At 73.3% G+C, this 26,742-nt stretch carries 23 protein-coding genes and 3 tRNA genes; 19 read left to right on the top strand and 7 right to left on the bottom strand.

Annotated features, from left to right (window positions below):
- Positions 1–227: 227 nt before the first annotated feature.
- From AQJ64_RS39155 to AQJ64_RS39115, 9 genes are all read left to right on the top strand, one after another.
- Positions 228–300, top strand: a tRNA-Thr gene (locus AQJ64_RS39155).
- A 46-nt stretch (positions 301–346) separates the two neighbouring features.
- Positions 347–419 (top strand) — tRNA-Met (locus tag AQJ64_RS39150).
- A 90-nt stretch (positions 420–509) separates the two neighbouring features.
- A complete protein-coding gene (rpmG, locus tag AQJ64_RS39145; RefSeq protein ID WP_003948671.1) occupies positions 510–674 on the top strand; it encodes a 50S ribosomal protein L33 in 165 nt (54 codons plus the stop codon).
- A gap of 114 nt (positions 675–788) precedes the next feature.
- The gene (locus AQJ64_RS39140) at positions 789–1,241 is read left to right on the top strand and encodes a MaoC family dehydratase N-terminal domain-containing protein (RefSeq protein ID WP_059203413.1); all 453 of its coding nucleotides are present in this window, start codon (positions 789–791) and stop codon (positions 1,239–1,241) included.
- Between the two features lie 5 nt (positions 1,242–1,246).
- Positions 1,247–1,675, top strand: coding sequence for a MaoC family dehydratase (locus AQJ64_RS39135; protein ID WP_059203423.1), 429 nt, complete (start codon positions 1,247–1,249; stop codon positions 1,673–1,675).
- A gap of 30 nt (positions 1,676–1,705) precedes the next feature.
- Entirely contained in the window at positions 1,706–2,761 is a 1,056-nt protein-coding gene (locus AQJ64_RS39130) for a UDP-N-acetylmuramate dehydrogenase (RefSeq protein WP_059203412.1), read from the top strand.
- Between the two features lie 436 nt (positions 2,762–3,197).
- Positions 3,198–6,617 carry a CHAT domain-containing protein gene (locus tag AQJ64_RS39125; protein WP_159060336.1) on the top strand — a complete coding sequence of 1,140 codons (3,420 nt, stop codon included), beginning with the start codon at positions 3,198–3,200 and terminating at the stop codon, positions 6,615–6,617.
- Entirely contained in the window at positions 6,604–7,314 is a 711-nt protein-coding gene (locus tag AQJ64_RS39120) for a hypothetical protein (protein WP_055638745.1), read from the top strand. The genes AQJ64_RS39125 and AQJ64_RS39120 overlap by 14 nt, the downstream gene beginning before the upstream one ends.
- Positions 7,311–7,967, top strand: coding sequence for an RES family NAD+ phosphorylase (locus tag AQJ64_RS39115; protein WP_244902717.1), 657 nt, complete (start codon positions 7,311–7,313; stop codon positions 7,965–7,967). Before AQJ64_RS39120 ends, AQJ64_RS39115 begins: the two co-directional genes overlap by 4 nt.
- A 20-nt stretch (positions 7,968–7,987) precedes the next feature.
- On the opposite strand, the gene AQJ64_RS39110 is transcribed toward AQJ64_RS39115, so the two are convergent.
- The 4 genes from AQJ64_RS39110 to AQJ64_RS39095 are packed head-to-tail and all read right to left on the bottom strand — an operon-like array spanning position 7,988 to position 14,756.
- The gene (locus tag AQJ64_RS39110) at positions 7,988–8,554 is read right to left on the bottom strand and encodes an FHA domain-containing protein (RefSeq protein WP_159060335.1); all 567 of its coding nucleotides are present in this window, start codon (positions 8,552–8,554) and stop codon (positions 7,988–7,990) included.
- Positions 8,551–10,635: an AAA family ATPase gene (locus tag AQJ64_RS51900; protein ID WP_059203409.1), complete on the bottom strand. Its 2,085-nt coding sequence runs from the start codon at positions 10,633–10,635 to the stop codon at positions 8,551–8,553. Before AQJ64_RS51900 ends, AQJ64_RS39110 begins: the two co-directional genes overlap by 4 nt.
- 39 nt (positions 10,636–10,674) lie before the next feature.
- On the bottom strand, positions 10,675–12,303 hold the full coding sequence (locus AQJ64_RS39100) for a hypothetical protein (protein WP_059203408.1): 1,629 nt from the start codon (positions 12,301–12,303) through the stop codon (positions 10,675–10,677).
- Entirely contained in the window at positions 12,300–14,756 is a 2,457-nt protein-coding gene (locus AQJ64_RS39095; protein ID WP_059203407.1) for a protein kinase domain-containing protein, read from the bottom strand. Before AQJ64_RS39095 ends, AQJ64_RS39100 begins: the two co-directional genes overlap by 4 nt.
- A 280-nt stretch (positions 14,757–15,036) precedes the next feature.
- Between AQJ64_RS39095 and AQJ64_RS39090 the strand changes: the two genes are divergently transcribed.
- Positions 15,037–16,149 carry a macro domain-containing protein gene (locus AQJ64_RS39090; protein ID WP_240512966.1) on the top strand — a complete coding sequence of 371 codons (1,113 nt, stop codon included), beginning with the start codon at positions 15,037–15,039 and terminating at the stop codon, positions 16,147–16,149.
- Positions 16,150–16,274: 125 nt separating this feature from the next.
- Here AQJ64_RS39090 and AQJ64_RS39085 read toward each other — a convergent pair whose 3' ends face one another.
- Positions 16,275–16,988 (bottom strand): 4Fe-4S cluster-binding domain-containing protein, encoded by a 714-nt coding sequence (locus AQJ64_RS39085; RefSeq protein WP_055638582.1) that lies wholly within the window; start codon positions 16,986–16,988, stop codon positions 16,275–16,277.
- A gap of 331 nt (positions 16,989–17,319) precedes the next feature.
- Between AQJ64_RS39085 and AQJ64_RS39080 the strand changes: the two genes are divergently transcribed.
- Genes AQJ64_RS39080 through AQJ64_RS39070 form a run of 3 tightly spaced genes read left to right on the top strand, consistent with a single transcriptional unit; the run spans position 17,320 to position 20,172 of the window.
- Complete coding sequence (locus AQJ64_RS39080) at positions 17,320–17,925, top strand: hypothetical protein (RefSeq protein ID WP_055638583.1); 606 nt, start codon at positions 17,320–17,322, stop codon at positions 17,923–17,925.
- Complete coding sequence (locus AQJ64_RS39075) at positions 17,922–18,677, top strand: hypothetical protein (RefSeq protein WP_055638584.1); 756 nt, start codon at positions 17,922–17,924, stop codon at positions 18,675–18,677. The genes AQJ64_RS39080 and AQJ64_RS39075 overlap by 4 nt, the downstream gene beginning before the upstream one ends.
- Positions 18,652–20,172, top strand: a complete 1,521-nt coding sequence (locus tag AQJ64_RS39070; RefSeq protein WP_059203406.1) for a hypothetical protein — start codon at positions 18,652–18,654, stop codon at positions 20,170–20,172. The genes AQJ64_RS39075 and AQJ64_RS39070 overlap by 26 nt, the downstream gene beginning before the upstream one ends.
- 31 nt (positions 20,173–20,203) lie before the next feature.
- On the opposite strand, the gene AQJ64_RS39065 is transcribed toward AQJ64_RS39070, so the two are convergent.
- Positions 20,204–21,235 (bottom strand): adenosine deaminase, encoded by a 1,032-nt coding sequence (locus AQJ64_RS39065; RefSeq protein WP_055631384.1) that lies wholly within the window; start codon positions 21,233–21,235, stop codon positions 20,204–20,206.
- A 124-nt stretch (positions 21,236–21,359) separates the two neighbouring features.
- Entirely contained in the window at positions 21,360–22,586 is a 1,227-nt protein-coding gene (locus AQJ64_RS39060) for a pyridoxal phosphate-dependent aminotransferase (RefSeq protein ID WP_055631383.1), read from the bottom strand.
- Between the two features lie 215 nt (positions 22,587–22,801).
- Between AQJ64_RS39060 and AQJ64_RS39055 the strand changes: the two genes are divergently transcribed.
- From AQJ64_RS39055 to AQJ64_RS39030, 6 genes are all read left to right on the top strand, one after another.
- Positions 22,802–22,874: transfer RNA gene (locus AQJ64_RS39055), tRNA-Trp, on the top strand.
- 108 nt (positions 22,875–22,982) lie between these two features.
- The gene (secE, locus tag AQJ64_RS39050) at positions 22,983–23,270 is read left to right on the top strand and encodes a preprotein translocase subunit SecE (protein WP_055631382.1); all 288 of its coding nucleotides are present in this window, start codon (positions 22,983–22,985) and stop codon (positions 23,268–23,270) included.
- A gap of 80 nt (positions 23,271–23,350) precedes the next feature.
- Positions 23,351–24,235, top strand: a complete 885-nt coding sequence (nusG, locus tag AQJ64_RS39045; RefSeq protein ID WP_055631381.1) for a transcription termination/antitermination protein NusG — start codon at positions 23,351–23,353, stop codon at positions 24,233–24,235.
- Positions 24,236–24,400: 165 nt separating this feature from the next.
- Positions 24,401–24,835, top strand: coding sequence for a 50S ribosomal protein L11 (rplK, locus tag AQJ64_RS39040; protein WP_055631380.1), 435 nt, complete (start codon positions 24,401–24,403; stop codon positions 24,833–24,835).
- A gap of 82 nt (positions 24,836–24,917) precedes the next feature.
- Entirely contained in the window at positions 24,918–25,643 is a 726-nt protein-coding gene (gene rplA / locus AQJ64_RS39035) for a 50S ribosomal protein L1 (protein ID WP_055631379.1), read from the top strand.
- Between the two features lie 148 nt (positions 25,644–25,791).
- A complete protein-coding gene (locus tag AQJ64_RS39030; RefSeq protein WP_055631378.1) occupies positions 25,792–26,685 on the top strand; it encodes an SCO4651 family lipoprotein in 894 nt (297 codons plus the stop codon).
- Positions 26,686–26,742 lie beyond the last annotated feature (57 nt).

Raw genomic sequence — 26,742 nt, 5'->3', positions numbered from 1 at the left:
GTGAGTCGAGCCTAGGGCGGCGCTCCGGTGCCGTCGGGGAGGAGCGCAATAGTCGTACCGGTGTGGTTGCGGTGGTCGCGGTGGTGCGAGGACGGTTCCAGGGAGGCCCGCGGGGCTGCCGGGACCGGCGGTGGGGCCGTCCGGCGGGCGCGTCCGCGGGTCCCTCCGGAGGGCCGCGAAACGGATTTGGGTGAACGGCTGCGGACCGTGTAATGTCTTCATCGCTCGCCCCAATAGCTCAGTCGGCAGAGCGTCTCCATGGTAAGGAGAAGGTCTACGGTTCGATTCCGTATTGGGGCTCTGGTGTGAGAGGTTCCCGTCGCGAGACGGGGACGGATCACATCAAAGCGGTGTAGCTCAGTCGGTAGAGCAAGCGGCTCATAATCGCTGTGTCACCGGTTCAAGTCCGGTCACCGCTACACGCAGTAGCCGATTGCGGGGTCGGTCCTTCGATCGGCTACTCTTTCTTGCGTTAAACCAATCCCATCCGTTCGTCAAGGAGCACTCACGTGGCTGCCACCGACGTCCGCCCGAAGATCACGCTGGCCTGCGTGGAGTGCAAGGAGCGGAACTACATCACCAAGAAGAACCGGCGTAACAACCCGGACCGACTGGAGATGAAGAAGCACTGCCCGCGTTGCAACGCGCACACCGCGCACCGCGAAACGCGATAAATCAGGCTCGTATGCGAGGCCGTCCCCGAGTGATCGGGGGCGGCCTCGTGTCGTTGAGTGACCTGTACCGATCAGTAGAGCCAGCAGGAAGCGCAACCAGGAGGTGCCGAGCCCATGGCGCTCGACCAGTCCTTCGTCGGGCGGACCTACCCGGCCACCGACCCCTATGAGGTCGGCCGCGAGAAGATCCGTGAGTTCGCCGAGGCCGTGGGTGACACCAACCCGGTGTACACCGACCCGGAGGCCGCCAAGGCGCTCGGGTACGCCGATGTGATCGCCCCGCCCACCTTCGTGTTCTCCATCACCTTCAAGGCCGCGGGAGAGGTCGTCCGCGACCCCCTGCTCGGCCTGGACTACAGCCGGGTGGTGCACGGCGACCAGAAGTTCGCCTACCGGCGCCCCGTGCGGGCCGGCGACCGGCTCACGGTCACCTCCACCATCGAGGCGATCAAGTCCATGGCGGGCAACGAGATCGTGGACATCCGCGGTGAGGTGCACGACGAGGCGGGCGAGCACGTCGTGACCGCCTGGACGAAGCTGGTCGCGCGTGCGGCCGAGGAGGCGTGAGGGTGATGACGGCGAAGATCGCCTACGCGGACGTCGAGGTCGGCACCGAACTGCCGGCCCAGACCTTCACGGTGGACCGGGCCACGCTCGTGCAGTACGCGGGGGCCTCCGGGGACTTCAACCCCATCCACTGGAACGAGAAGTTCGCCAAGGGGGTGGGACTGCCGGACGTCATCGCGCACGGCATGTTCACCATGGCCGAGGCGATCCGGGTCGTGACGGACTGGGTCGGGGACCCGGGAGCGGTCGTCGACTACGGGGTGCGGTTCACCAAGCCGGTCGTCGTGCCCGACGACGAGCGGGGCGCGGTGATCGAGGTCGCCGGCAAGGTGGCGGCCAAGCTGGACGACAACACCGTGCGCGTCGATCTGCTGGTCACCAGCGGGGGGCAGAAGGTGCTGGGGATGTCCCGGGCGGTCGTACGGCTCGGATAGGCGTCCACGGGGTCTCGTAGGCTTGGGCGCGTGCTGGAAACTTACGATGCCCCGCTTGCCCCGCTGACCACCTTCCGGCTCGGAGGGCCCGCCGCCCGGCTGGTGACCGCGACCAGCGACGCCGAGGTGATCGACGTCGTGCGGGCCGCCGACGCCGCGGGCACACCGCTGCTCGTGGTCGGCGGCGGGTCGAACCTCGTCATCGGGGACAAGGGCTTCGACGGCACCGCCCTGCGCATCGCCACGCGCGGCTTCGAGCTCGTCGGCACGACGCTGGAGCTGGCCGCGGGCGAGGTGTGGACCGACGCCGTCGCCCGGACCGTCGAGGCCGGGCTGGCCGGGATCGAATGCCTCGCCGGCATCCCCGGCTCGGCCGGCGCCACCCCGATCCAGAACGTGGGGGCGTACGGCCAGGAGGTCTCCTCCACCATCACCGAGGTCGTCGCCTACGACCGCCGGGCCGGCACGACGGTCACCCTCACCGCCGAGGAGTGCGCCTTCGCCTACCGGCACAGCCGCTTCAAGGCCGACCCCGAGCGGTACGTCGTCCTGCGGGTCCGTTTCGTCCTGGAGGACGCGGACGGGATGTCGGCGCCGATCAAGTACGCCGAGACCGCGCGGGCGCTGGGCGTGGAGGCCGGGGACCGGGTGCCGCTCGGCACGGCCCGGGAGACCGTGCTGAAGCTGCGGGCCGGGAAGGGCATGGTGCTCGACCCCGAGGACCACGACACCTGGTCCGCCGGATCGTTCTTCACCAACCCGATCCTCACCGACGCCGACTTCGCCGTCTTCCACGCGCGCGTGAAGGAGCGGCTGGGCGAGGACGCGGAGCCGCCCGCCTACCCCGCGGGCCCCGGCCACACCAAGACCTCCGCCGCCTGGCTGATCGACAAGGCCGGCTTCACCAAGGGCTACGGCGACGGGCCCGCCCGTATCTCCACCAAGCACACCCTCGCCCTCACCAACCGCGGCGCCGCCACCACGGAGGACCTGCTGGCGCTGGCCCGCGAGGTCGTGGCCGGGGTGCGGGGGGCGTTCGGGATCACGCTCGTCAACGAACCGGTGATGGTCGGCGCGGAGCTGTAGGCCCCCGGCCCCCGGCCCCCGACCTCAGGCCCCAGGCCCCAGGCCCCGGTCCTTCGAGTCGGGGCGGCCGCGGGCCTCGGGCCTCCCCCGATCCGTAGCCCGGGCCACCGCGGCCGCCCCCACCTCGATGGTGACCGCTTCCCGTACCACCCGGGGGGCCCAAGTGCGGTTGTTTCCCGGTCGGTTCGGCTGAAATACGGCCGAAAGCGCCGCGCGGGCGCCCCGGCGCCGCCAGTATGTGGGGCGACGGGGATCCGGGGAGGCACGCGTGACGGTCGGCGGGACGCAGGGAAACACCGGAGCGGACGAGGACGCGGGGCCCGTGTCCGACCGCCGGGAACTGTTCGACCGGGCGACCGCACTCAGCCGGCAGTGGGCCGCCGCGGACGAGGCCACGAGGGAACGTGCCTCCGTCTCTTCGCCCGGCTTACCCGGCTTGCCCGACGCCGGTGCCACCGACCGCACCCTGGGGGAACTCGCCCGGGCCGAGCGGGACGCGGGGGAGGGGGACCGGCGCGATCTGCGCAGGGCACGGGGGACGTTGCTGGCGGTGCGGTGTCTGGCCGGGGGCGCGGTGGATCCCGAGGGGGAGCGGGGCGAGGCGCTCGTGCTGCTGCGGGAGGCACGCGGGGCGGTGCCCGTGACCGAGCGGGAGGTGCGGGCCCGGGAGAGCGTGGTCCGGCTGCTGATCCGGCTGCTGATGCCGAGGCTTCCGGAGCTGGAGGGCCGGGGCGAGCGGGACTTCACCGAGATGATGAAGGTCGGCGCTGCCTATCTGACGCCCGGCGGGCCGGGGTCCCTGGAGGACTTCGCCGAGGTGGCGGTCCTGCTGGAGGAACTGGCCGAGACGGCCGATCCGGCCGACCGCCCGGACCTGGAACGCTGGATCGCCTCCCTGCGGATGCTCTCCGGCATGACGAACGACCGGGCCTCCCTCCTCGACGTGGCCGCCCAGGCCAACGCGCTGGGCACCATGCCACCCCACCTCGGCCTGGCCATGAACGCGGTCGCGGAACTGCTCAGGGCGATGCCCGACACCCCGGCCGACGCCGCCCAGGAGGCGGGGCAGGGTCCCGCCGGTACCGCCGTGTCCTCCCCTCCCTCGCCCGAGGAGCTGGCCCGCCTCACGCAGGAGTGGCTGCCCGCGATGGAGATGATGTCGCCGGGGCTGCTGAAGCCGGAGGAGTTCGAGCGGGCGGCCCGGGCACTGCCGCTGGACACCTGGCAGGAGCAGATGACCGCCGGTCTGGTCCGGATGGCGCAGGCGATGCGCGAGGGCCGGGCCGAGCGGCTGGTCGAGGCGGGCGAACCGCTCCTGGAGGCCTCCCGCAGCCAGGACGTCCCCGCCGGACTGTCACCGATCCTGCTGGCCGGACTGCTGTCGAGCGCCTCCATGCAGGGCGGCAACCTCCTCGACGCGGCGACCGCGCACCGGCTGCTCACCGAGGCGTACGGCCGCGGGGGCACCGAAGGGGACGTGCTGCCGGGGCCCGCCGGCAAGGAACTGTCCACCACCGGCCGCGCCCTGCTGCTGCACCAGCGCATCGCCGCCGCGGCCGACGACGACCTCGACGAGCTGGACGACATCGCCGAGATCCTGCTGGACCTGCGGCAGGACCTCGCCGACGACGACAGCATGGCCTCCCTCGTCCTGTTCAACCTCGGCACCCTGCAACTGCGCCGGGCCATGGCGATCGGCACCGCGGGCGGCGCGGTGGGCCCGCCGCTGCGCCGGGCGCTGATGTATCTGCGCGAGGCGCAGGAGCACCCCGCGATGCCGATGGCGCTGCGCGGGATCATGCCCTCGATGGGCGCGGTCACCAGCGCGCTGGAGCAGTATGTCGACCCCTCCGCCCGGGCCGTCCTGGAGGAGGTCGAACGGGCCCGCGCCGCGCTCGGCGGCCCCCAGGTCGTCGCCGACCAGGACATCCGGGCCCGGCTCGGCATCGCCCTCGCCCTCAACGTCCAGCACGAGCGCCACGGCGACCGGGCCGCCCTCGACACCGCGCTCGGCGAACTGGAGACCGCGCGCGCCGAGATCGACGAGAACACCGGGTGCTCCACCGCGCAGGAGGTGTACAAGGAGCTGGCCGCGCTGTACCGGCGGCGTGCCGCGCCCGGGGACACCGCCCGGGCGCTGGAGGCGACGGAACGGCAGCTGGAGAAGGTCGCCGAGGACGTGCTGCTCCAGATCGGTGCCGAGCACGGGCTCGCCGCCGCCCGCGCGGCCGCCGACCGGGGGGTCGCGGCGGCCGGCTGGGCGGCGGAGACGGGCGACGCGGCCACCGCGCTGCGCGTCCTGGAGGCGGGCCGCGCGCTCGTCCTGCGGGCGGTCGCGGCCTCCACCGGCGTACCGGAACAGCTGGAGACGTACGGCGAGCACGCCCTGGCCGCCCAGTGGCGGGCGGCCGCCCGCGCGGGCGACGGCGCCGACAGCCCCCGTACCCCCGCCGACACCCCCGACACCCCCGACACCCTCATCCCCAGCACCCTGCGCCGCCGCGCGCTGGCCGCCCTGCGGGCCCGTACCGCGGGGTCCGAGGCACAGGCGGGCCCCGGCTGGCAGGAGGTGGCCGACGCCGCTCGGCGCGGCGGGGTGGACGCCGTCGTCCATCTGCTGGTGGGGCAGGGCGACGGGCCGGGGTGGGCGCTGGTCGTACGGCCCGGTGCGGCGCCGCTGCCGGTGGAGCTGGGCGGGCTGGGGCGGGCGCGCCGGGGACCGCTGGAGCGGTATCTGGACGCCGCACGCGACCGGTCGGTGTTCACCGCGCCCGGGGTGCCGTACGGCGAGCCCGGGCGGGCGGAGGCGCTCGCGGAGTGGGAGGCGGCGCTGGAGGGGCTGTGCGACTGGGCGGGACCCGCCGTGATGGGGCCGGTCCTGGACGTCGTACGGCCCGGACGGCCCGCGCGGCCGGACGACCCGGTGCGGCTGGTGCTGCTGCCCGCCGGGAACCTCGGGTCCGTGCCCTGGCACGCGGCCCGGATCGCGGCCGGGGAGAAGGGGGCGCGGCCGGTGTACGCGCTCGATCTCGCCGTCCTCAGCCATGCCGCGTCCGGGGCCGAGTTCCTGCGGTCCGTCGTGCGGGCCCGGCTGCCCGTGGCCGGCGCGCCCGTGCTCGTCGCGGATCCGCGCGCCTCACTGCCGTATGCCGAGCACGAGGTCGACGCCCTGCGGGAGTCCTTCTATCCGCACGCCCGCTGCTACGGCTACTTCGTGCGCAACGGGTGGGACCGCGACGGCACCCCCGAGGAGCTGCTGCCGCTGCTGCCGGGCGGAACGGCCGGGCAACCCGCCACCCTGGTGGAGCTCAGCGTGCACGGCCGGGTCGGGGACCGGCCCACCGTGTCGCGGCTGCTGCTGCACCCGTCCCGGCCGAGCGCGGGCGACGGGGACGATCCGGGGGCGCTCACCGTACGGCAGCTGCTCGGGGCGCCCTCGGCGGACGGGCGGGCCGCGGCCGGGCCGCTGGTCGTGCTCAGCGCCTGCGAGACCGACCTCAGCGCCCGCGACCACGACGAGGCACTCACCCTGACCACCGCGTTCACCGCCCGGGGCGCCGCCGATGTGATCGGCTCCAAGTGGGGCCTGGACGACGCGAGTTCGGCCGTACTGATGTACGTCGTCCATCACCACCTCGCCCAGGGGGCGGACCCGGCGCAGGCGCTGCGGCTCACCCAGCAGTGGGCGCTCGACCCCGCCCGCACACCCGTTCCGGGGCTCCCCGGGCCGCTGGCCGCCCGGATCAGGGGCGGGGCCGCGCTGCCCGTGGCCGCCTGGGCCCCCTTCATCCACCAAGGCAATCCCGCACCGGCCACCACCGGGCCGACCCGGAGGGAACACATTGGACACGAATGAGCTGCTGGCCCTGCTCGTCCGCCACCGCGAGGAACTGAGACAGTGGCTGGACGACGAGCAGTACCAGCACTTCCTGGCCATGCTGGAACGGCTCCGCGAGGCCGGCGCGGACGCCGAGCGTGCCGCGATGGCCGTGATGGCGGTCATCCGCTCGCTGTGGCCCGTCCCCGACGAGGCCGGTGAACTCGCCCGGCTGCTGCACGTCTCCGGCCGCGGTGCCGCCGCGACGGCCACCGTGCCGGAGGAGGACACGCTCCTCGCGGCGCTGGAGGCGCTGTACGCGGCACCGGCGGCGGAGCCCGCCCCGCCCGCGCCCGCGCCCGCGCCTGAGCCCGAGCCCGACGGTCCGTCCGTCGCCGACATCGTCGCCGCCGCCCGGCGCAGGCTGCTCGCCGCGCCCTCGCGGGAAGCCGCCCCGGCACAGAGCCCGCCCGCCGATGTGATCGTGCTGGCGGATCCGGATGCGGGGCGACGCAGTCCCGAGTTCCAGTTCGATCCGGACACCGGGCGGCCGCTGGACGTCGTCGTCCGCATCAACCGCATCCTGCTCGCCGACCGCGACCCCTGGGGCGCCGCCGACTGGTGGCTGGGCGGCAACTCCTGGCTGGGCGGCCCGCCCGCCGCGCTGCTCGGACGGGTGCCGGACGACCGGCTGGCCGACGCCGCGCTGGCCCTCGTCGAGGAGGGCGGCCGATGACCCGGCAGATCCCGCCCTCGGTCACGATGGCACCGCGCACCACCGTCCTCCCGGCGGGCACCAGGCTGTGGCGCTGTCATCGCACCGACTACCCGGCGGCCGGCTTCAAGGAGGCCGCGGCGCACACCCTGTTCGGCGGCAGCCGCTTCGACTGCACGGCCGAGGACCCCTACCCCTACCTCTACGCCACCCGTGAGCCGGCCACCGCCCTGGCCGAGGTGCTGCTGCGGTCCATGGACTTCGACCCGGTCGTCGGCAGCAGGCTGGTGCCGTGGGCGCTGGCCGCCCGGTACACGCTCGCCGAGCTCGTCACCACGGCCGAGCTGACCCTGGTGTCGCTGCGGGTGGAGGAGGACCTGGCGGCCGTCTGCCAGGACAGCTGGCTGCTGGACTCCGAGCCGGACGACTACCCGCGCACCCGCTACTGGGCCCAGGAACTGCGGCGGCAGGCGGAGAAGGCGCAGGGCCTGGTGTGGCAGTCCCGCCGGCACCGGCCGCGGGAGGCGCTGGTGCTGTTCGGGGACCGCTGCGGGACCGGCCCGTTCGCGCCCGAGCCGCTGGTCAGCCATGACCTGGGCACCTTCGACGGCGCCGACACGGCGAACCGGCTGCTCACCCCCCTGCGCGCCGCGATCGTGCCACCGACCGGCTGAGGGACCCAGGCCGGCAGACCCTACGCACCGGGCTCGACCAGCAGCACCGTGAAGGCGCAGTTGCGGCCGAGCCCGATGACGTCCCCGTCGTGCACGGGGGCGCGGGTGCCCGGGGGGATCCTCTCGTCGTTGACGTAGGTGCCGTTCAGCGTGCCGTGGGCGCACTCCGTCAGCCACATCGTGCCGTCGGGCGTGAGCTGGAGTTCCGCGTGGCGGCGTGAGACGCCCTGCCCCCGGTCGCCGGAGAGGGCGCCCGCCACGGCCGTCGCCCACACCGGATGCCGGCCGAGCCGCAGCGGGGGCCCCTCGCCGTGCCGCAGGTCGATCGACGCACCGGGGCCGAGCAGCCGCAGATGCCGGGCCGACTCCTGGCACTCGGGGCAGGCGGGGGAGCCGGCCGGCACGGCGGCGGCACAGGACCAGCAGGGGTGGGAGCGGGGCGGTTCGGGGGCGTGGGGCGGCTCCTGCCACGGGGGCGGTTCCCCCGGGCCGCCTTCCTCGTCCTCGTCCCCCTCGTCGAAGTCCGGCAGCACGTCGTCGTCCTGCGCGAGGCTCTTGTCCACATGCCGGCGCGGCCCCTCCGTCACCAGATCGGCGCCTTCCGCATCGCGACGTGCTCGTCGGCCGACGCGTCCACCGTCAGGTCGACCTCGCCGTCCGGGCGGCGTACGGCCCGCGAGACGGTGACCACGGAGCCGGGCTCCAGGGTGCCGAGGCGGAACACCTCGCGGGCGAGCGGGTTGATGAGATGGGTCTCCAGCTTCATGCCGATGCCCCGGCCGCCGTTGCGCAGGTCCTCGGTGCACAGGTCCGCCAGGACCTTCTCGGCCTCGGGCAGAACCCGCAGCCGCAGACCGCTCTGGCGCTCCATGTGGTCGACGATGTTGCGCAGCTGCCCGGCGAAGATGTTCCGGGCGACGGTCGCCTCGATGTACTGGAAGACGACGATGTTGCCGCCGAGCCGGTTCAGCAGCTCGGGCCGCTTCAGCGTGTGCTCGAAGTGGTGGCGTACGTTGCCGAGGATCCGCCGCTCGAACTCCGCGCGCTCCTCGGGGGTCTCGGGGATCCGCTCCCGGCCGGCGGAGGAGTCCAGCGGGCGGCCGTCCTCACCGGAGGGGCCGTGCACGCCCAGGTTGGACGTGAAGATCAGGACGCACTCGCTGAAGTACGTCGTCACGCCCTGGCCGTCCGTCAGCCGGCCGTCCTCCAGCACCTGGAGGAACTTGTCCAGGACACCCTTGTCGGCCTTGTCGATCTCGTCGAACAGCACCACCCGGAACGGGTCCTCGCGCACCGCGCGGGTCAGCTCGCCGCCCGCCTCGTAGCCGACGTACCCGGGCGGGGCGCCGACCAGGCGGTCCGCCGAGTGGGGGGCGGAGAACTCGCTCATGTCGAAGCGCAGACAGGCGTCCTCCGAGCCGAACAGCGTGGTGGCGACCGCCTTCGCCAGCTCCGTCTTGCCGGTGCCGGTCGGCCCGGCGAAGAACAGCACACCCCGGGGCCGGTGCACGGCCGGTGAGGACGCCTGGGCGCCGGACAGGCCGAGCGCGGCCCGTTTCAGTACGTCGAGGGTCTGGGTCACCGCCTTCTCCTGGCCCTGCACCCGGTTGCCGATGTAGGCCTCGCCGTCCCGGATGCTGTCGGCGACCGCGCCGCCGGTCCACGGGTTGCGGCTGACGCCCAGTTCGTAGATCCGTACGGCCTGTTCCATCCGGTCGAAGCCGATCTTCGAGGCACGGGCCAGCCGCATGCTCTCCCGCATCGCGCGCAGGGTCAGCCCGCTGGCCGCCCGCGCGAACCGCTCGACGTCCTCCTCGGTCGGATCCTCGCGGGTGTCCCGGTCCACCAGCGGGCCCACGTCGAGCCGGGTGGCGGTGCCGGGGACGCCCGCCTGCCGGGCGAGCAGGGCGGCCATACGGCGGCGCTGGCCGAGGTCGGGCGTCGGCACGCCGATGCTGCGCACCCGTACGCCACTGGTCACCAGCCAGGCCGGCAGGTCCCGTTCGCCGTCCGCCAGCCAGATCACCGGGTTGAACAGGGCGCGGCCCGACTTCGCGCGGACGAACGGGCGCGCCTCCTCGGCGATCTTCAGACAGCGCAGGAAGAACGTGCGCTCCTCGTCGCTGAGCTGGTTGACCTGAGTGGGGATCCGGGAGGCGTAGTCGACGATCAGGGCGGCGTGCAGCGGCTGCTGGTAGTCCTCGTAGCGGGGGTCCTTCTGCGGCGGGCCGGGGCGCTCGCCGACCCAGCCGCGTGCGAAGGACTCCAGGACCCGGGCCACCTCGTCGGTGCCGGCGTCGTCCGGACGGCCCGGGACACGGCGGGTGTTGCGCTCCAGCAGCGTGGTCGTCTCCGCCGCGACCGTGCTGTGCACGACCCGGAAACCCGCCACCGGGTCGTAGCGCAGCAGGCTCTTGTAGCCGGCCCGCTGGAGCGGCTCCCACAGCATGTCCTCCAGGGACACCGCCCGGTAGACCCGTCGGCCGTCGGTCAGGTCGTCGGCGACCACGTAGTCGTCGCGGATGTTGCCGTGCAGGACGTACTGGGAGTGGACGCTGAGGGTGTGGACGAGTTCGGCGGCGAACGGCGGGTGGACGGTCCGGGCCACGCGTGACGACTCCGGGGGAGTGGTGCCGTTGGCGCCGGTCGTGCCGGTGGTGCTGGTCAAGGGGTCTCCACGGGTGCGGGAAGGGCGGGGAGGGCGGGGTCAGCGGTGGTCGTCGCGGCGGCGCTGCCGGGGCTGCTGCCGCTGGGGCCGGCGGGCCGGGCGGGACCGGGTGGAGGCGGCGCCCCGGGACGCCTGCGCGGCGCTCCCGTCGCGGAACGCGTCCGTGAGGCCCGGCGCGGGTTCGCCGGTGAGGACCTGGCTCTCGGTCCAGGTGAACTCCGCCCGCACGCCCTCCTCCTCGCTGAGCAGACCGAGCTCGTCGACGTAGGCGGCGCTCTCGGCGCAGCGTCCGGCGTCCATGGCCTGCCAGCGGGCGACCGTGTGCGGGTCGGCCGCCTCCTGGGCGGTGAGCGCTCTGCGCATGGTGAGGACCCGGGCCTGGCCGGTCGCGGTGAGCCGGACCCGCAGCCAGTAGTGGCCGCCCCAGGCGGCCGGTGCGAAGTCCCAGTGCTCGGCGTCGGCCCGGGCGTGCACCGAACCGTCCCCCCACTGCTCGCTCGCCCGGCGCAGCGCCGCCACCAGATAGGCCCGGTGCAGGGCGGCGGAGCGGGCCGCGAGGGCCTGCTGGACGGTCCGCTCGTCCTCCTTCGACGCCGGGACCCCGCTGCGCAGCACCCGCTCCAGGACGTCGGTGGCGGCGGGTGCCTCCGGCAGCGGGTCGACGCCCTCGGGCGCGGCGGCCCGCAGCACCTGAAGCCGCAGCGCCGCGTCCCGGCGGGCGGTCTCGGCGCGCGCGGCCCGCTCGGACTCCTTGCGGGCGATGAGCGCGGCCTCGTCGAGGTAGCGCCGTACCGCCGTGGGCCGGCGTCCGACCGCCCGCCGGGCCTCCAGCAGGCAGTCGTCGATCAGTTCCCGGCCCTCCGAGGTGAACGCCAGCGGCAGCCCGGCGAGCAGTTCGGCGCCCTCGCGCAGGACGTCCTCCTCGGTGAGCGCGGTGTGGTCGCCGGTACGGGGCTCGGCCGCCGGTCGCGCGGACAGGTCCCCGCCCTCCGCGTACGCCTTCAGGGCGCGGTGGCGCTTGGCGCGCAGCCGGTCGTACCAGTCGGCGTGCTCCGGATCCTCGCGGTGCTGGAAGGGCAGCCGGGCGGTGGCGCGGGCGGCGCGCTGGGCCTCCACCCGGCGCAGCGCCCGCTCGGTCGCGGCCAGCCGCTTCCACAGCACGTCGAGCGGGACGCCGACGGGCTGCACGGGCGGGGGCAGCGGCGGATCGCCGGGGCCGGCGGGGGCCAGGCCCAGCACGGTGATCCGGGCGTTGATCCCGGCCGCCGCCTCGGCCGCGCGGCGCCAGCACTCGCTGCCGTCCTCCAGCGACATCTGGCGCCTCGCCATGGCCTCCTGGTCCACGGCGACCTTGTTGTTGAACGCGGCCAGCGCCATGGTGCCGCGCAGTGCCAGCCGGGTGACGAGCAGCGCCCCGCTGAGGTCGGCGAGGCCGATCAGCGCGGGCACGATCATGTCGTGCAGCTGCTGGGCCGCCTCGTCCACGGCGTGGTCGACGGCGTGCCCGACGACGTCGACATGGCCGGTCGCGGTGTGCGCGAGGTCGGAGACGCCGGTGTCCGGCAGATGCAGGCCGAGGTCGGGCTGGGCCATCGTCGGGTCGATGCCGGACGCCGAGACGTCCGGCATCACGGTGTACAGATCGGTACCGGCGTACGCGCTGCTCACGCCAAGCCTCCAGCACGGGAACCAGGGGACGGGGACGGGGAAGGGGAAGGGAAGGGGGCCGGGGAAGGGGCCGGGGTGGAGGAGGCGGGTTCGGCGGGCCTGCGGGCTCCCGGCACGGCGCCGCGCGGGCCGGCCGCGGGAGTGAGCGGGCCGCCGCTGCGGGCGTCCGCCTGGTAGTGGCGCCAGGCCCGGGCCCGCAGGACGGCCGAGACCAGCAGCGCCAGGACGGTGCCGGCCGGCCAGATCCACACCGCGAGGAAGAACGTCCCGGCGACCGTGCCCACCAGCGCGGCGGCGCCCACGCCCGCCCACAGGTAGCGCCTCCAGCCCCGCCGTCCGATCCGGCGGGTCAGCGGCAGCGCCCGGCGGGTCAGCAGGCCCATCACCGAGAACCGGGGGTGGTACCAGGGGCCGACGTACCAGGCGGTCCAGCACTCGACGACCAGGAGCGCCGCCAGTGAGGGCACGCTCAGCAGCCAGGCGATCAGCACGGTGGACTGCGGCGCCCAGCCGTACACGTCGGCCAGGCCCACCAGGAAGGCGTGCGGGAAGAACAGCAGCAGCGCCCCGCCCGCGGCCCGGCCCAGCACCACCGGCAGCTCCAGCCGGCGCCGCACCAGCCGGGTGTGCTCCGCGCGCCGCCCGATGGCCACCAGCTGCCGGCGCTCCTCCTGGGCCCGCCGGGTCTGAAGCGCCTGTGCCTCGGCGAGGGGCCGCAGCCGCAGGGCCAGCAGCAGCGGTACGGGTTCTGCGGCCTCCTCCGCCAGCCGGGTGAACCAGGGCACCCGCGCGGGCAGGGCGTCCAGGGCGGTCCGCAGGCCGGAACGCAGCGCCAGGGTCACCGCGCGGGGGTCGGCGGCCAGCTGGAGCAGCTCGGCGGCGAGGACCGGGCCGTCGGCGGTCGCGGCGCGCAGGTCGTCCCGGTTCTCGCGCAGTTCGGGTATCTCCGACAGCCGGGCGGTGGCCCGCGCCCACTGCCGGTGGTGGGCCTGCCAGCGGTCGGCGACATGCGTCAGTTCCTCGCCGCCGCGGCGCAGGGCCAGCCGTCGCAGCAGGTGCTGGTCGTGCGCGTACAGCTCGGTCATGACGGACACGCAGCTCCGGTCGCCGGCGGCGGCGCGCCGGGCGAAGGCCGTCAGGTCGCCCATGCCCAGCGGGATGCCGCGGCAGCCGGGCTCCTGATGGGGCGCCATCCAGCCGATCAGGTCGATCAGGGTCGCCGTGTCCGGGCCGCGCCGCGAGCCCCGCAGCCGGCCCAGCAGGTCGTCGAGCGCCTCGGCCCGGCCCGTGTCCTGGTGCGGACGGAAGTGGGCGAGCCAGTCGGCCAGTTGCTCCCGCCCCTTGCTCCTGGACAGCCGGCGGATCATGGCGGGCCAGTCCGCGTCGAACACCTCGCCCAGTTCGGCGGTCGTGCCGAACGAGAGGCCCGCGTGCTCGAAGCGGGGTGTCTCGGGGGCGGCGTCCGGCCGCCCGCCCGGCCGGGGCCGGGGCCCCTCGCGGACCACGCGGGGGGATTCGCGGCGGAGCCACCGCCGCACCTCATCCGCACCCCAGCGCCCTTTGTCGTCCCAGGTCAGCAGCCCTTCGCAGAGCAGCCGGACACGGGGGTCGCGGATCCCTCCGAGGTCGATGTCACCGCGGTGGACGGCGTCCATCACCGACGCCGTCTCGTGGTGCGGGACGGGATGCCGGCCGAGCGCGGCCTCGGCCACGACGATCCCGAGCGACCACCAGTCGTCCGCCGGCCGCACCATCGCCGTCATGAGCTGCGCCTGCGGCGACGCGTACCCGGGGGTGCCGGCCCAGCCGCGGCGCGCCTGGCACGGGAAGGGCCCGGCGGCGGAGATGCCGAAGTCGATCAGGACCACGCTGCCGGCCGGGTCCTTCAGGTCGCCGACGACCAGGTTGGACGGCTTGAGGTCCCGGTGCACCACGCCCGCCGTGTGCAGCGCGGCCAGCGCCCCGTGCAGCCGCGCCACGATCCGCTCGATGTCCGCCGCGGGCAGCGGGCCCGGGTGGTCGCGCAGCCGGGTCGCGAGATCCGTGGTGCCGTGCGAGGGCAGCACATGGAAGGGCGCCCCCCGGTCGGCGCCCGCCTCCAGGACGTACGACAGTCCCTCGTGCAGCGGCCCCCGGGACAGCACCGCGGTCACCTCGGGGTCGGGTGCGGCGTCCGGGTGGTACCACTTGACGATCCGTTCGCCGCCGCCGTCCTGGCAGAGGACCCGGAACACGGCCGCCCGCAGCTCCGCCGAGCGTCCCTCCTCGGCGGCCCGGTGCACGGTCTGCTCCCCGCGCCGCGGCAGCTGCTCGCGCGGCTGGAACCGGCCGGCCAGACAGGGCGGCAGTTCGATCGGGTTGCCCCGGGGGTCGGGCGCGGGGACGCCGCCGCCGTCCGGGGGTTCGAAGAGTGTGGGCGGGACCAGGTCGTCGTCACCGACAGGAAACGTCATGGAATTCACCTGCGCGCGGAAACGTGTGCGGAATGGTGTGCCGGAAAAGGAATCCGGAGGGGCACGGGATACGGCTCCGCCGTGCCGCGCACCGAATTGCGGGACCCGGGGACCGGTACCCGGCGCAGGACGACACCCGGGCGGGAAGAGTAGCGAGGTCCGGGTGGCGGGCACCGGGAAACGGGGAAATCCACCGACGGTACCGGGCGGATGCAGCGATCCGGAACGGACTGCCGGAAGACGGGGCGGTCGCGAGGGCCGCGCGGATATGTTGACCGCCATGAACCCTGATGGTCTGCCCGACCGTGCCGACCTGGTGCGGGAGTTGCGGCAGCTGCGCCGCGGGGGACTGCCCGCACTCCAGGCGCTGGTGCCCGAGGCGCTGCGCGCGGCCACCCTGCACGCCGGGTACGCCCGGGGCCCGCAGGACCTGGCCGACGGAGCGGAACGCATCCTGCGCGCGGCCGCCGAGCGGCTCGGCACCGACGATCTGATAGGCCGCGCCGCCCAGTGCACCTTCGGTCTGCTGCCCGGCCGCCGCGGCGACCCGGCCGCGGACCGGCGCCGGGCGGCGGCCCTCGTCTACGGGGTGACCAGCGAGCGGTTCCGGCACAGCCAGGAGCGTCAGGTCGTCGAGCAGCTCGCCGGGGCCGTGCTCGCCGAGGCCCGTGAGCCCGGCGGGCGCCCGCCGCGGCCGGCCCCGCCGGGTGCCGGGGCCGCCCCCTCCGCCGCTCCTCGCATCGTCGTACCGCGCACCGGGCTGCCCGGCCGGGCCGGGTCCAGGCCGGTCACCGTGCATCTCGCGCCCATCGAACTGCTGCGGGACATCGACGTCCTGGTCTCCTCCGAGAACGTCCATCTCGAGATGTCGAAGTCGTTCCGGCCGACCGTCTCCGGGGCGCTGCGCCGGTCGGCCGTCGTGGGCTGCGCGGCGGACGGGCCGGTCGCCGACGTCCTCGCGGACGAGCTGGCCGCCTGGGTACGGGCCCGGCCGGGGGTGCTGCCGTTGCGGCCGGGCACGGTGGTGCCGACCGGTTCGGGCGCCCTCGCCGAGCGGGGGGTGCGGCGTGTCTACCACGCGGCCGTGGCGGTGCCGGACGGGCTGTCCTACCGCGTCGATCCGCAGCACATCGCCACCGCCGTCGCCGGCTGTTTCGCGCGGGCCCGCCAGGAGCGGACGGAGGGCGGGCTCGCGCTGCGCTCGATCTGCTTCCCGCTGCTGGGCGCGGGCCGGGGCGGTCTGGAGCGCGGGACCAGCGCGGAATGGCTGCGCTGGGCCATCGAGGACGCCCTCAGCGCCGACCCCGACTGGTCCGTGCACGTCGTGACGCGTTACCCGGACGCGGCCCGCCTGTTCGGGGTGGAGGCCGCGGAGAAAGCGGAAGGCCGTTAAGAAGAGGTCGGACGCCCCGGTTCGAGGGGCGCCGGCGGGGGCGCATGCGACGCATATGGGGGTACGTGAGGCTTGAAAGGGGGCGCGCGCGGCGCACTTCGGCGCAGACCCCGGGCGGCGCGGTCTCACGGCCGCCAGCTCGGGTCCGTCAGCCGCAGCCCGCGCGCGGCCAGGCCCCGCTCCAGCCGCCGCAGTTCGCCGCGTGCCGGGACGCCGTACACGCGCGTGCCCGTCCCCGTCCCTGTCCCCGTCTCTGTCCCCGTCCCTGTCCCCGTCCCTGTGCCGTCCGCCCGCAGGCTCACCCGTGGCCCCGGCGGGTAGGTCCGGGCCAGATGGGGGCCGTAGCGGCGGGTGCCGAGGGGGGTGCGCGGGACGAGCCGCTGGTTGGCGGAGCCGCGCCAGACCAGGTCGGTCGGCTCGGCGACCCGGAACCGGCCCGTCACGACCGCGTCCGCGCCCGCCAGCGCCCGCCACACCTCCCCCGGCACCTCGCCCGGCTCGTGACCTGTGTAGACGAGCAGGTCGGCGGTGCCTCCCGCGCGCTCGCGCAGCCGGCCGGCGCCCCGCAGCAGCGCGGCCAGCGCGAGGGGCTGGGCGAGCGGCTCCCCACCGCTCACGGTCAGCCCCTCGGCCCCCCGCTCCAGGGCCGCCTCCCACAGGCGCAGCAGCTCACCGACGGTGGCGCCCCGGCCGCCCGCCGGATCCCAGGTGTGCCGGGACATACAGCCCGGACAGGCCAGCGCACAGCCCTGGAACCACAGGGCCAGCCGGCGGCCCGGACCGAGCGTCTCCACCGGGAAGTACCCGTCGGCGACCCGTACCGCGATCTCCTCAGCCATAAGTCCCCCCGCTACGGCATATGCCTGAAGCCGTATGCCAAAAACTCCGCGCCCGCATTCGAAGATCTTTTCTCCGACTCCGGGCACACCCCCGCCCGAGCGGAACGGAGCATATTCCGAGCAGTACCGGAACGGCCCCGGTTTTCGGAAGTTTTCCAGCAACCCTCCGGTAACAAAGCCGGTGCCCCGGTCGTTCGCCGGTCGATCTCCGGCTGATTTCCGGATGCGGGTAAATCCGGTGTCGTAAATCGCTCCCGCGCGCCTTCGTTTATCCCCTAGGCTGCGCGCGAATCCCCGTGGGTGAACCGGGGAATCGGACGAGGGGGATGCAATGAGCGAGGTGAAGTCCGTCCCGGCGGACTACGGCCGCGCCCGCCTCACCACGCGCACCCGCTGGCGGGCCACCCGCCGCGGGCGGCGGGACGGCAGGGCCGGCATAGGCACCGAGCATTACGCCCGGCAGCTGGAACGCGGGACGCGGATGGCACTGGACGACCTGATGGCCCGGTTCCTGAAGGAACGCGCGGAAGTCGTCGGCCGGGTGCACGAGGAGTCCGAGCGGGTCGTGACGGAGTACGACGCCCCGCGCGAGGACGGCCGGCGCCGCGAGGACGTACCCGCGGCGCTGGCCCGCTACGGCGGCTGGGTGGCGCAGTGGCGCACCGAGGTGACGGCCTGCCAGCAGCGCGGCCGGGCCCTCGCCGCCTGCGCCGACCAGGAACTGGCCCACTACGAGGCCGCGTACGCGCGCGCCGCCCGTGTGGAGGAGCTGCCGCCCGCCGGGAACCCCGGCACCGCGGCCCTCGACGAGCCGTGGACGGGCCCGCCCGACTGGCTGCTCGACGCCGTCGTGGTGAGCAGGGCGCTGCGGATTCTGGAGCAGAGGACCAGGCCGGCCGCCGCCGGGGCCGGTCGAGGAGAGCGGGGGAACCGATGAGAACGACCACCGACGGGGTGATCCGTCCGGCACGGGCCGCCGCCGTACTGGGCGCGGCCGCGCTGCTGCTGACGGCCTGCGGCCCGCTGGACGGGCCGAAACGGCTCAAGGCCGACTGCGCGGTCGTCGTGGACGGCTCCGGATCCGGGGCCGACAGCGACGACGGCTTCCGGGCGAAGGAGAAGCTGAAGGCGACCCTGCCCCGCTTCCTCGACGACCACGGGTGCAAGTACCTCTCCTACGCGCCCATCACCTCCGCCTCCGAGGCCTCCTCCTGCCAGGTGCCGCGCATCGACATCGACCCCGACTCCGACAAGCGCTCCGAACGCGAGCCCCTGTGGACGCAGACCCGCGTCCTGGCCGAGGCCGGCGCCGAGAAGATGCTGGAGTGCGCCCGCGACCGCCAGCCCGGCTCCGACGTCCTCGGCGGACTCACCCGGGCGGCCAAGGTGCCCCGCGACGGCGACGGCACCTTCCAGATCCTCGTGATCAGCGACTTCGAGCAGGCCGACCCCGGCTTCAAGCTCTCCAAGTACCAGCTGGCGACCCCGGCGGAACGGGACACCGCCGTCGCCGCCATGGTCGACGGCCGCAACCTGCCCGACCTGCCCGACACCACCGTGTACCGGGTCGGCTTCGCCATGCGCGGCGGCAAGACCAGCCCCGAACACGTCGAACAGCTCGGCGCGTTCTGGAAGCAGCTGCTGGAGAAGGAGGTGAAGGTCGATGTCGACGACGGATACGGCGCCTGACGAGCCGCGCCGGCTCAAGATCCCCTTCCCCTTCCGCCGCTCCGAGGGCCGGGCCCCCGGCCTCGGCCGCACCGCCCCCGGAGCGCCCCGCGGCCGGGTCCCGCTGTCCGAGACCCGCGAGGGCCGGCGCCTGCTGGACCAGGCCGAGAACGCCGGCCGCCGCGCCGCCGCCGGCGGCACCCTCGACCCGTACGTCCTCGGCTCCGGCCGTCGGCTGCCCTACTTCGGCCGGCTCCAGGGCATGCGCGACCACACCCGGGGCCGGGTGCTCGCCGAGCACCACGAACGCGAGGAACGCGAGCTGCGCGCCTCCGCCGAGCTGTACGCCGACACCGCCGCCCGGGTCGCCGAGGCTCGCCGGGCCCGCGACAGCCAGGAGGAGGAGACCCGCCGCCGGCACGCGGCCGCCGCCCGGCTGGACCGCACGGCGACCCGGATGGCCGCCCGTGAGGACCGCCGCGACCGGCTGCTGCCCTGGATCGTGGCCCGCTCCGAGGGCCGCCGCCGCCCGGACGGACCGGACCCGGACCCCCACCCCGAGCCCGGCACGGACGGCCCCGGGTCCCCCGCCCCCGCGTACCCGGCCGCCCAGGGCGAGGACGCCGGCCTGTACGCACCCGACGAACGGGACGGCGACCCCGTGGGGAACCCGGCCGCCCGGCCCGCGCCCGCGGCCGGGGCGCCCTGGGAGGGGCTGACCGAGACCTCGGCCATGGCCCGCTGGCCCCGGCGGTTCCTGACCCTGCTGCTGATCCTCGTCGAACTCCCCGTGTACCTCGGCGTGTTCCTGGCGATCCACGACGGCACACCGGAGGGCCGGGCCAGCGCGTTCCTGCTGACCGCCGCCGTCGGCGTCGCCATGACCCTCGGCCCCTTCCAGGCCGGCCGCCAGTGGCGCCGCCGGGGCGCCACCGCCGCCCTGTGGCTGGTCCTGCCGGTCGCGGCCGCGCTGCTCACCCTGTGGGGCTGGGCCGCCTGGTACCTGGGCGACCTGCGCGCCCGGATCGTCTTCCGGGACACCGACACCTCCGCCCTGGCGGAGACCGCCCGGCAGCTCGGCGTCGACCTGCCGCCCGCGCCCACCCTGCTCGACCAGCTCCACCTGGACGAGCACACCGTCAGCGTCACCTTCATCGCCCTGCTGCTGCTCTCCGGCGGCATCGCCTTCCTGCTCGCGGTGTCCGAGGAGCACCCCTTCATCGCCGCCTACCGGCTGCACGGCGACCGGCTGGCGAAGGCCGAGCAGGAACTGGCGCGGGCCGAGGCGGCGGTCGCGGCGGCCCAGCGCGAACAGGGCACCCTGGAGGAGCGGCGCACCGAACGCGCCCGGGCCCTCGCCGCCGAACTCACCGCCGTGGACAACGTCTTCGAGGCCGCGGCCCACGCCTACCTCGACGGCGTCCAGGCGGCCTCCCGCGACCCCGCGGTCACCGAGGGCGCGATGCGCCTGTCGACCCGCTACCCGCTCCTGCCGGAACTCCCGGTCCGGCGCTGAGCCCCGGCCGGCCTCCTGGGCGCACCCGCGCTCAGGAGGCCAGCCAGTCGTCCACCCCCGACAGCAGCTTCGCCTTCACGCCCTCCGGGGCCGCCGACCCCCGCACCGACTGCCGGGCCAGTTCCGCCAGCTCCTCGTCGGTGAAGCCGTGGTGGCGCCGGGCGATCTCGTACTGCGCGGCCAGCCGCGCGCCGAACAGCAGCGGGTCGTCGGCGCCCAGCGCCATCGGCACCCCCGCCTCGAACAGCGTGCGCAGCGGTACGTCCTCGGGCTTCTCGTACACCCCCAGCGCCACGTTCGACGCCGGGCACACCTCGCAGGTCACGCCCCGCTCCGCGAGCCGCCTCAGCAGCCTGGGGTCCTCCGCCGCGCGGACGCCGTGCCCCAGCCGGGTGGCGTGCAGATCGTCCAGACAGTCCCGTACCGACGACGGACCGGTCAGCTCGCCGCCGTGCGGCGCGGACAGCAGACCGCCGTCGCGCGCGATGGTGAAGGCCCGGTCGAAGTCGCGGGCCATGCCCCGCCGCTCGTCGTTCGACAGCCCGAAACCGACCACACCCCGGTCCGCGTAGCGCACCGCCAGCCGGGCCAGCGTCCGGGCGTCCAGCGGATGCTTCATCCGGTTCGCCGCGACCAGCACCCGCATCCCGAGCCCGGTCTCCCGCGAGGCCGACTCCACCGCGTCCAGGATGATCTCCAGCGCCGGGATCAGCCCGCCCAGCCGGGGCGCGTACGAGGTCGGGTCGACCTGGATCTCCAGCCACCCGGAGCCGTCCCTGATGTCTTCTTCCGCCGCCTCCCGCACCAGCCGCTGTATGTCCTCGGGCCGGCGCAGACAGGACCGGGCCGCGTCGTACAGCCGCTGGAAACGGAACCAGCCCCGCTCGTCCGTGGCCCGCAGTCTCGGCGGCTCCCCGCTGGTCAGGGCCTCGGTCAGCGCCTCGGGCAGCCGCACCCCGTACTTGTCGGCCAGCTCCAGCACGGTCGCGGGCCGCATCGAACCGGTGAAGTGCAGGTGCAGATGGGCCTTGGGCAGCTCAGAGACATCACGTACACGCTCCATCCACCGATCCTGCCGTACGGCCGTGTCGTCCCGGTAGCCGATTCCCCGAACGTGGTCTTGCTCGCACAAAACGACGGGGGCACCTCCCGCGTCCGGGAGGCGCCCCCGTCGGGGGAGCCGGACGTCAGTCCCGGGCCTCCGCCAGCAGCTTCTGGATGCGGCTCACGCCCTCGACGAGGTCCTCGTCGCCCAGCGCGTACGACAGCCGCAGATAGCCCGGCGTGCCGAAGGCCTCACCCGGGACGACGGCGACCTCGGCCTCGTCCAGGATGATCTCCGCCAGTTCGGTGCTGCTCTGCGGGCGCCTGCCGCGGATCTCCTTGCCGAGCAGCGCCTTCACCGACGGGTACGCGTAGAACGCGCCCTCGGGCTCCGGGCAGAGCACGCCGTCGATCTCGTTGAGCATCCGCACGATGGTCTTGCGGCGCCGGTCGAAGGCCTCCTTCATCCTCTCCACCGCCGACAGGTCGCCGGAGACGGCGGCGATCGCGGCGACCTGGGCCACGTTGGAGACGTTCGAGGTGGCGTGCGACTGGAGGTTCGTCGCCGCCTTGACGACGTCCTTCGGGCCGATGATCCACCCGACGCGCCAGCCGGTCATCGCGTACGTCTTGGCCACCCCGTTCACGACCACGCACTTGTCGCGCAGCTCGGGCAGGATCGCCGGCAGCGAGGTGAAGACGGCGTCGCCGTAGACCAGGTGCTCGTAGATCTCGTCCGTCAGCACCCACAGGCCGTGCTCGACGGCCCAGCGGCCGATCGCCTCGGCCTCGGCGGCGCTGTAGACCGCGCCGGTCGGGTTGGACGGGGAGACGAACAGCACGACCTTGGTCTTCTCGGTGCGCGCCGCCTCCAGCTGCTCGACCGAGACCCGGTAGCCGGTGGTCTCGTCGGCCACCACCTCCACCGGGACACCGCCGGCGAGACGGATCGACTCCGGGTACGTCGTCCAGTACGGCGCCGGGACGATGACCTCGTCACCCGGGTCGAGGATCGCGGCGAACGCGTTGTAGATCGCCTGCTTGCCGCCGTTGGTGACCAGGATCTGCGAGGCCTCGACCTCGTAGCCGGAGTCGCGCAGGGTCTTCGCGGCGATCGCGGCCTTCAGCTCGGGCAGACCGCCGGCCGGCGTGTAGCGGTGGTACTTGGGGTCCTTGCAGGCCTCTACGGCCGCCTCGACGATGTAGTCCGGCGTCGGGAAGTCGGGTTCACCGGCGCCGAAGCCGATCACCGGACGCCCGGCGGCCTTCAGGGCCTTGGCCTTGGCGTCCACGGCGAGGGTGGCGGACTCGGAGATCGCGCCGACTCGGGCGGAGACCCGGCGCTCGGTGGGAGGGGTTGCAGCGCTCATACGGCCCATGGTTTCAGACCGGTAACCGGCCCGGCACACGGGTTTCACCCACTGGGCAACTGGCTGAACACCAGACTGATTTCGTCCAAGAGCACTTTCCGTTCGACGGCACGCTCAGGACCACGTACACTCATCCGTCGTTGGCCTTCAACAGCCGTGCCTCAGCGGGTGCACACCGAGCACCCGGTCGGATGCGGTACGTTGGGGACACACAAAGGGTCGTAGCTCAATTGGTAGAGCACTGGTCTCCAAAACCAGCGGTTGGGGGTTCAAGTCCCTCCGGCCCTGCTACACACACCTTCGCCAGGATGTGTGCGCATGTACGTACAGTAATGCACCGCCGTGCGGCTCAGACCGGGCGCGGCACGGCCACGACCCGGGAACAGGTGAGGACGAATGGCGGATGCCGTGGGCTCCATCGACACGCCTGATGCCCAGGACGAGCTGCCTGAGGCCAAGAAGAAGGGGCGGAAGGGCGGAAAGCGCGCCAAGAAGGGCCCGCTGAAGCGCCTCGCTCTCTTCTACCGCCAGATCGTCGCGGAACTCCGCAAGGTCGTCTGGCCCACTCGCGGACAGCTGACGACCTACACGACCGTGGTGATCGTGTTCGTCGTCGTCATGATCGGCCTGGTGACCGTGATTGACTATGGACTCAGCCACGCCGCCAAGTACGTTTTTGGCTGAGCCGAGAGCGAAGGGCGCCGAGGTATCCGGCGCCCCTTTCGCATGTTCCACCCCTATGTATCCAGGAAGAAGCAGCCACCGTGTCTGACCAGAACCTGAACGACGCCATCGAGCCCGACGAGGTCGACGACGAGCTCGACATCGTCGAGGGCGCGGACGAGGTGGACGAGTTCGAGGCTGCCGACGCCGAGGCGGGCGAGCCCGCGGAGGAAGCCGCGCTCCACGTCGAGGACGAGGACGCCGAGGACGAGGACGCCGAGGACGAGGACGCGGACGAGGACGCCTCCGAGGAGTCGGAGGACGCCGAGGACGAGCTCGAGGCCGAGGAAGAAGAGCCGGCCGAGCCCGTCGACCCCGTCGTCGCCCTGCGTGAGGAACTGCGCACCCTCCCCGGTGAGTGGTACGTGATCCACACCTACGCCGGCTACGAGAACCGCGTGAAGACCAACCTGGAGCAGCGCGCCGTCTCGCTGAACGTCGAGGACTACATCTTCCAGGCCGAGGTGCCGCAGGAAGAGGTCGTCCAGATCAAGAACGGCGACCGCAAGACGATCCGCCAGAACAAGCTCCCGGGTTACGTCCTGGTGCGCATGGACCTGACGAACGAGTCCTGGGGCGTCGTCCGCAACACCCCCGGTGTCACCGGCTTCGTGGGCAACGCCTACGACCCGTACCCGCTGACCCTGGACGAGATCGTCAAGATGCTCGCCCCGGAGGCCGAGGAGAAGGCCGCCCGCGAGGCCGCCGAGGCCGAGGGCAAGCCGGCTCCGCAGCGCAAGGTCGAGGTCCAGGTGCTGGACTTCGAGGTGGGCGACTCGGTCACCGTCACCGACGGTCCGTTCGCCACGCTGCAGGCCACGATCAACGAGATCAACGCCGACTCGAAGAAGGTCAAGGGTCTGGTGGAGATCTTCGGACGTGAGACCCCGGTCGAGCTGTCGTTCGACCAGATCCAGAAGAACTAGCTTCTTCCGGAAAGCTTTCCGACCAGGTCAGGCGGGCTGTCACAGCCTGCCTGACCTGCTCGGTTTTTGGCCGCGCATCTCTACCCGTTATCGTTGTGCGGTATGCCTGCGTTCGGTTGGTTCCCTGGCGCGGGCATGGACCCGAATGAAAGGACCTGGAGAGTAATGCCTCCCAAGAAGAAGAAGGTCACGGGGCTCATCAAGCTCCAGATCAACGCCGGTGCGGCGAACCCGGCCCCGCCGGTCGGCCCCGCGCTCGGTCAGCACGGCGTCAACATCATGGAGTTCTGCAAGGCCTACAACGCGGCGACCGAGTCGCAGCGTGGCTGGGTCATCCCGGTGGAGATCACGGTCTACGAGGACCGTTCCTTCACCTTCGTGACCAAGACCCCGCCGGCCGCGAAGATGATCCTCAAGGCCGCCGGTGTGGAGAAGGGCTCGGGCGAGCCGCACAAGACCAAGGTCGCCAAGATCACCGAGGCGCAGGTCCGCGAGATCGCCACGACCAAGCTCCCCGACCTGAACGCCAACGACCTGGACGCCGCGGCGAAGATCATCGCCGGCACCGCCCGTTCCATGGGCATCACGGTCGAGGGCTGACCTTCACCACCCCGTACTTCAGCAGTAGTGGCAGGGCCTGCTCGGCCCGTACCACGACTCCTCAGACACATCAGGAGCAGTAGTGAGCAAGCGCAGCAAGTCTCTCCGCGCTGCGGACGCCAAGGTCGACCGGGAGAAGCTCTACGCCCCGCTCGAGGCCGTCCGTCTCGCCAAGGAGACCTCCACCTCCAAGTTCGACGGCACCGTCGAGGTCGCCTTCCGTCTGGGTGTCGACCCGCGCAAGGCCGACCAGATGGTCCGTGGCACCGTGAACCTGCCGCACGGCACCGGCAAGACCGCCCGGGTCCTGGTCTTCGCGACCGGTGACCGTGCTGCGGCCGCGGAGGCCGCGGGCGCCGACATCGTCGGCTCCGACGAACTGATCGACGAGGTCGCGAAGGGCCGTCTGGACTTCGACGCCGTCGTCGCCACCCCGGACCTCATGGGCAAGGTCGGCCGCCTCGGCCGCGTGCTCGGTCCCCGTGGCCTGATGCCGAACCCGAAGACCGGCACCGTCACCCCCGACGTGGCCAAGGCCGTCACCGAGATCAAGGGCGGCAAGATCGAGTTCCGCGTCGACAAGCACTCGAACCTGCACTTCATCATCGGCAAGACGTCCTTCGACGACGACAAGCTGGTGGAGAACTACGCCGCGGCGCTCGAGGAGATCACCCGTCTCAAGCCGTCCGCCGCGAAGGGTCGCTACATCAAGAAGGCCGCGATCAGCACCACGATCGGCCCCGGCATCCAGGTCGACCCCAACCGCACCCGCAACCTCCTCGTCGAGGAGGACCCGGCCGCGGTCTGAACCTGACGGTTCCTTTTCGGTCGGCGACGAGCCCCGCAACCTTTCGAGGTGCGGGGCTCGTCCCTTTGGGGCGTAGAGGTTTTTTTCGTACGGCTGTCAGTGCTGTGCGTTACCGTGCAGTCACGGGACTCTCATGGGGGTGGGGCGGATGAAGCGCACATCTGTGCGGACGGCGGGGCTGTCCATCGCGGCGATGGGCCTGCTGGCCGGGGTGACGGCATGCGGGGCCTCGGGGGGCTCCGGGAGCTCGTCCGGTTCCTCCGGCGGCTCGGAGGGCGCGCGCTTCGACCCCGTCGCCGCGCTGCGGACCGCCGAGAAGTCCACCGACGGCGCCGACTCCGCCAAGGTCGAGTCGACCACGACCATGGGCTCGGTGATGTCCATGACGGCCGACGGCTCCCTCGCCTGGGGCGACGGCCTCACCGGCAGGCTCACCATCACGTACACCGGCGGCACCATGGCCGACACCATGCGCCAGATGGGCAGCGACTCGATGGAGGCCCGCTACCTCCCCGACGCCTACTACGCCCGGATGGGCGACACCTTCGCCGAGCAGTCCGGCGGCAAGCACTGGATCAAGTACGCCTACGACGACCTGGAGACCCTCGCGGGCAGCGGTGGGGCGTACCTGAAGGACCAGATGCAGAACACCACCCCGAACCAGTCGGTGAAGCTCCTGCTGGCCTCCGGGGACGTCCGCAAGGTCGGCGAGGAGAAGGTGCGCGGACAGCGGACCACGCACTACTCGGGGACGGTCGACGTGGCCGACCTCGCCGAGAAGAACTCCAGCCTCAGCCGGAGCCAGCTCGACGACCTGAAGAAGACGCTGGAGCAGGCCGGCGTCACCACCGAGACCGTCGACATCTGGGTCGACGACCAGGACCTGCTGGTCAAGAAGGTGGAGAAGGGCGAGACCACGGCGGGCGCGTACAGCCAGACCGCCTACTACAGCGACTACGGCACCGAGGTCGCGGTGGAGGAACCCCCGGCGAGCGACACGGCCGACTTCACCGAGCTGGTGAAGCAGCAGTCGGGCGGCTGAGCGGATTTGCTTGACGCCGTGCGTCTCCCGTACTCTCCTAACGAAGCCAAAGACCGC

It is taken from the genome of Streptomyces griseoruber (assembly GCF_001514205.1).
In the GTDB taxonomy this organism is placed as follows: Bacteria; Actinomycetota; Actinomycetes; order Streptomycetales; family Streptomycetaceae; genus Streptomyces; species Streptomyces griseoruber.
Note: the sequence above shows the minus strand (reverse complement) of the source record. Positions and strands in the feature narration are given on the sequence as shown.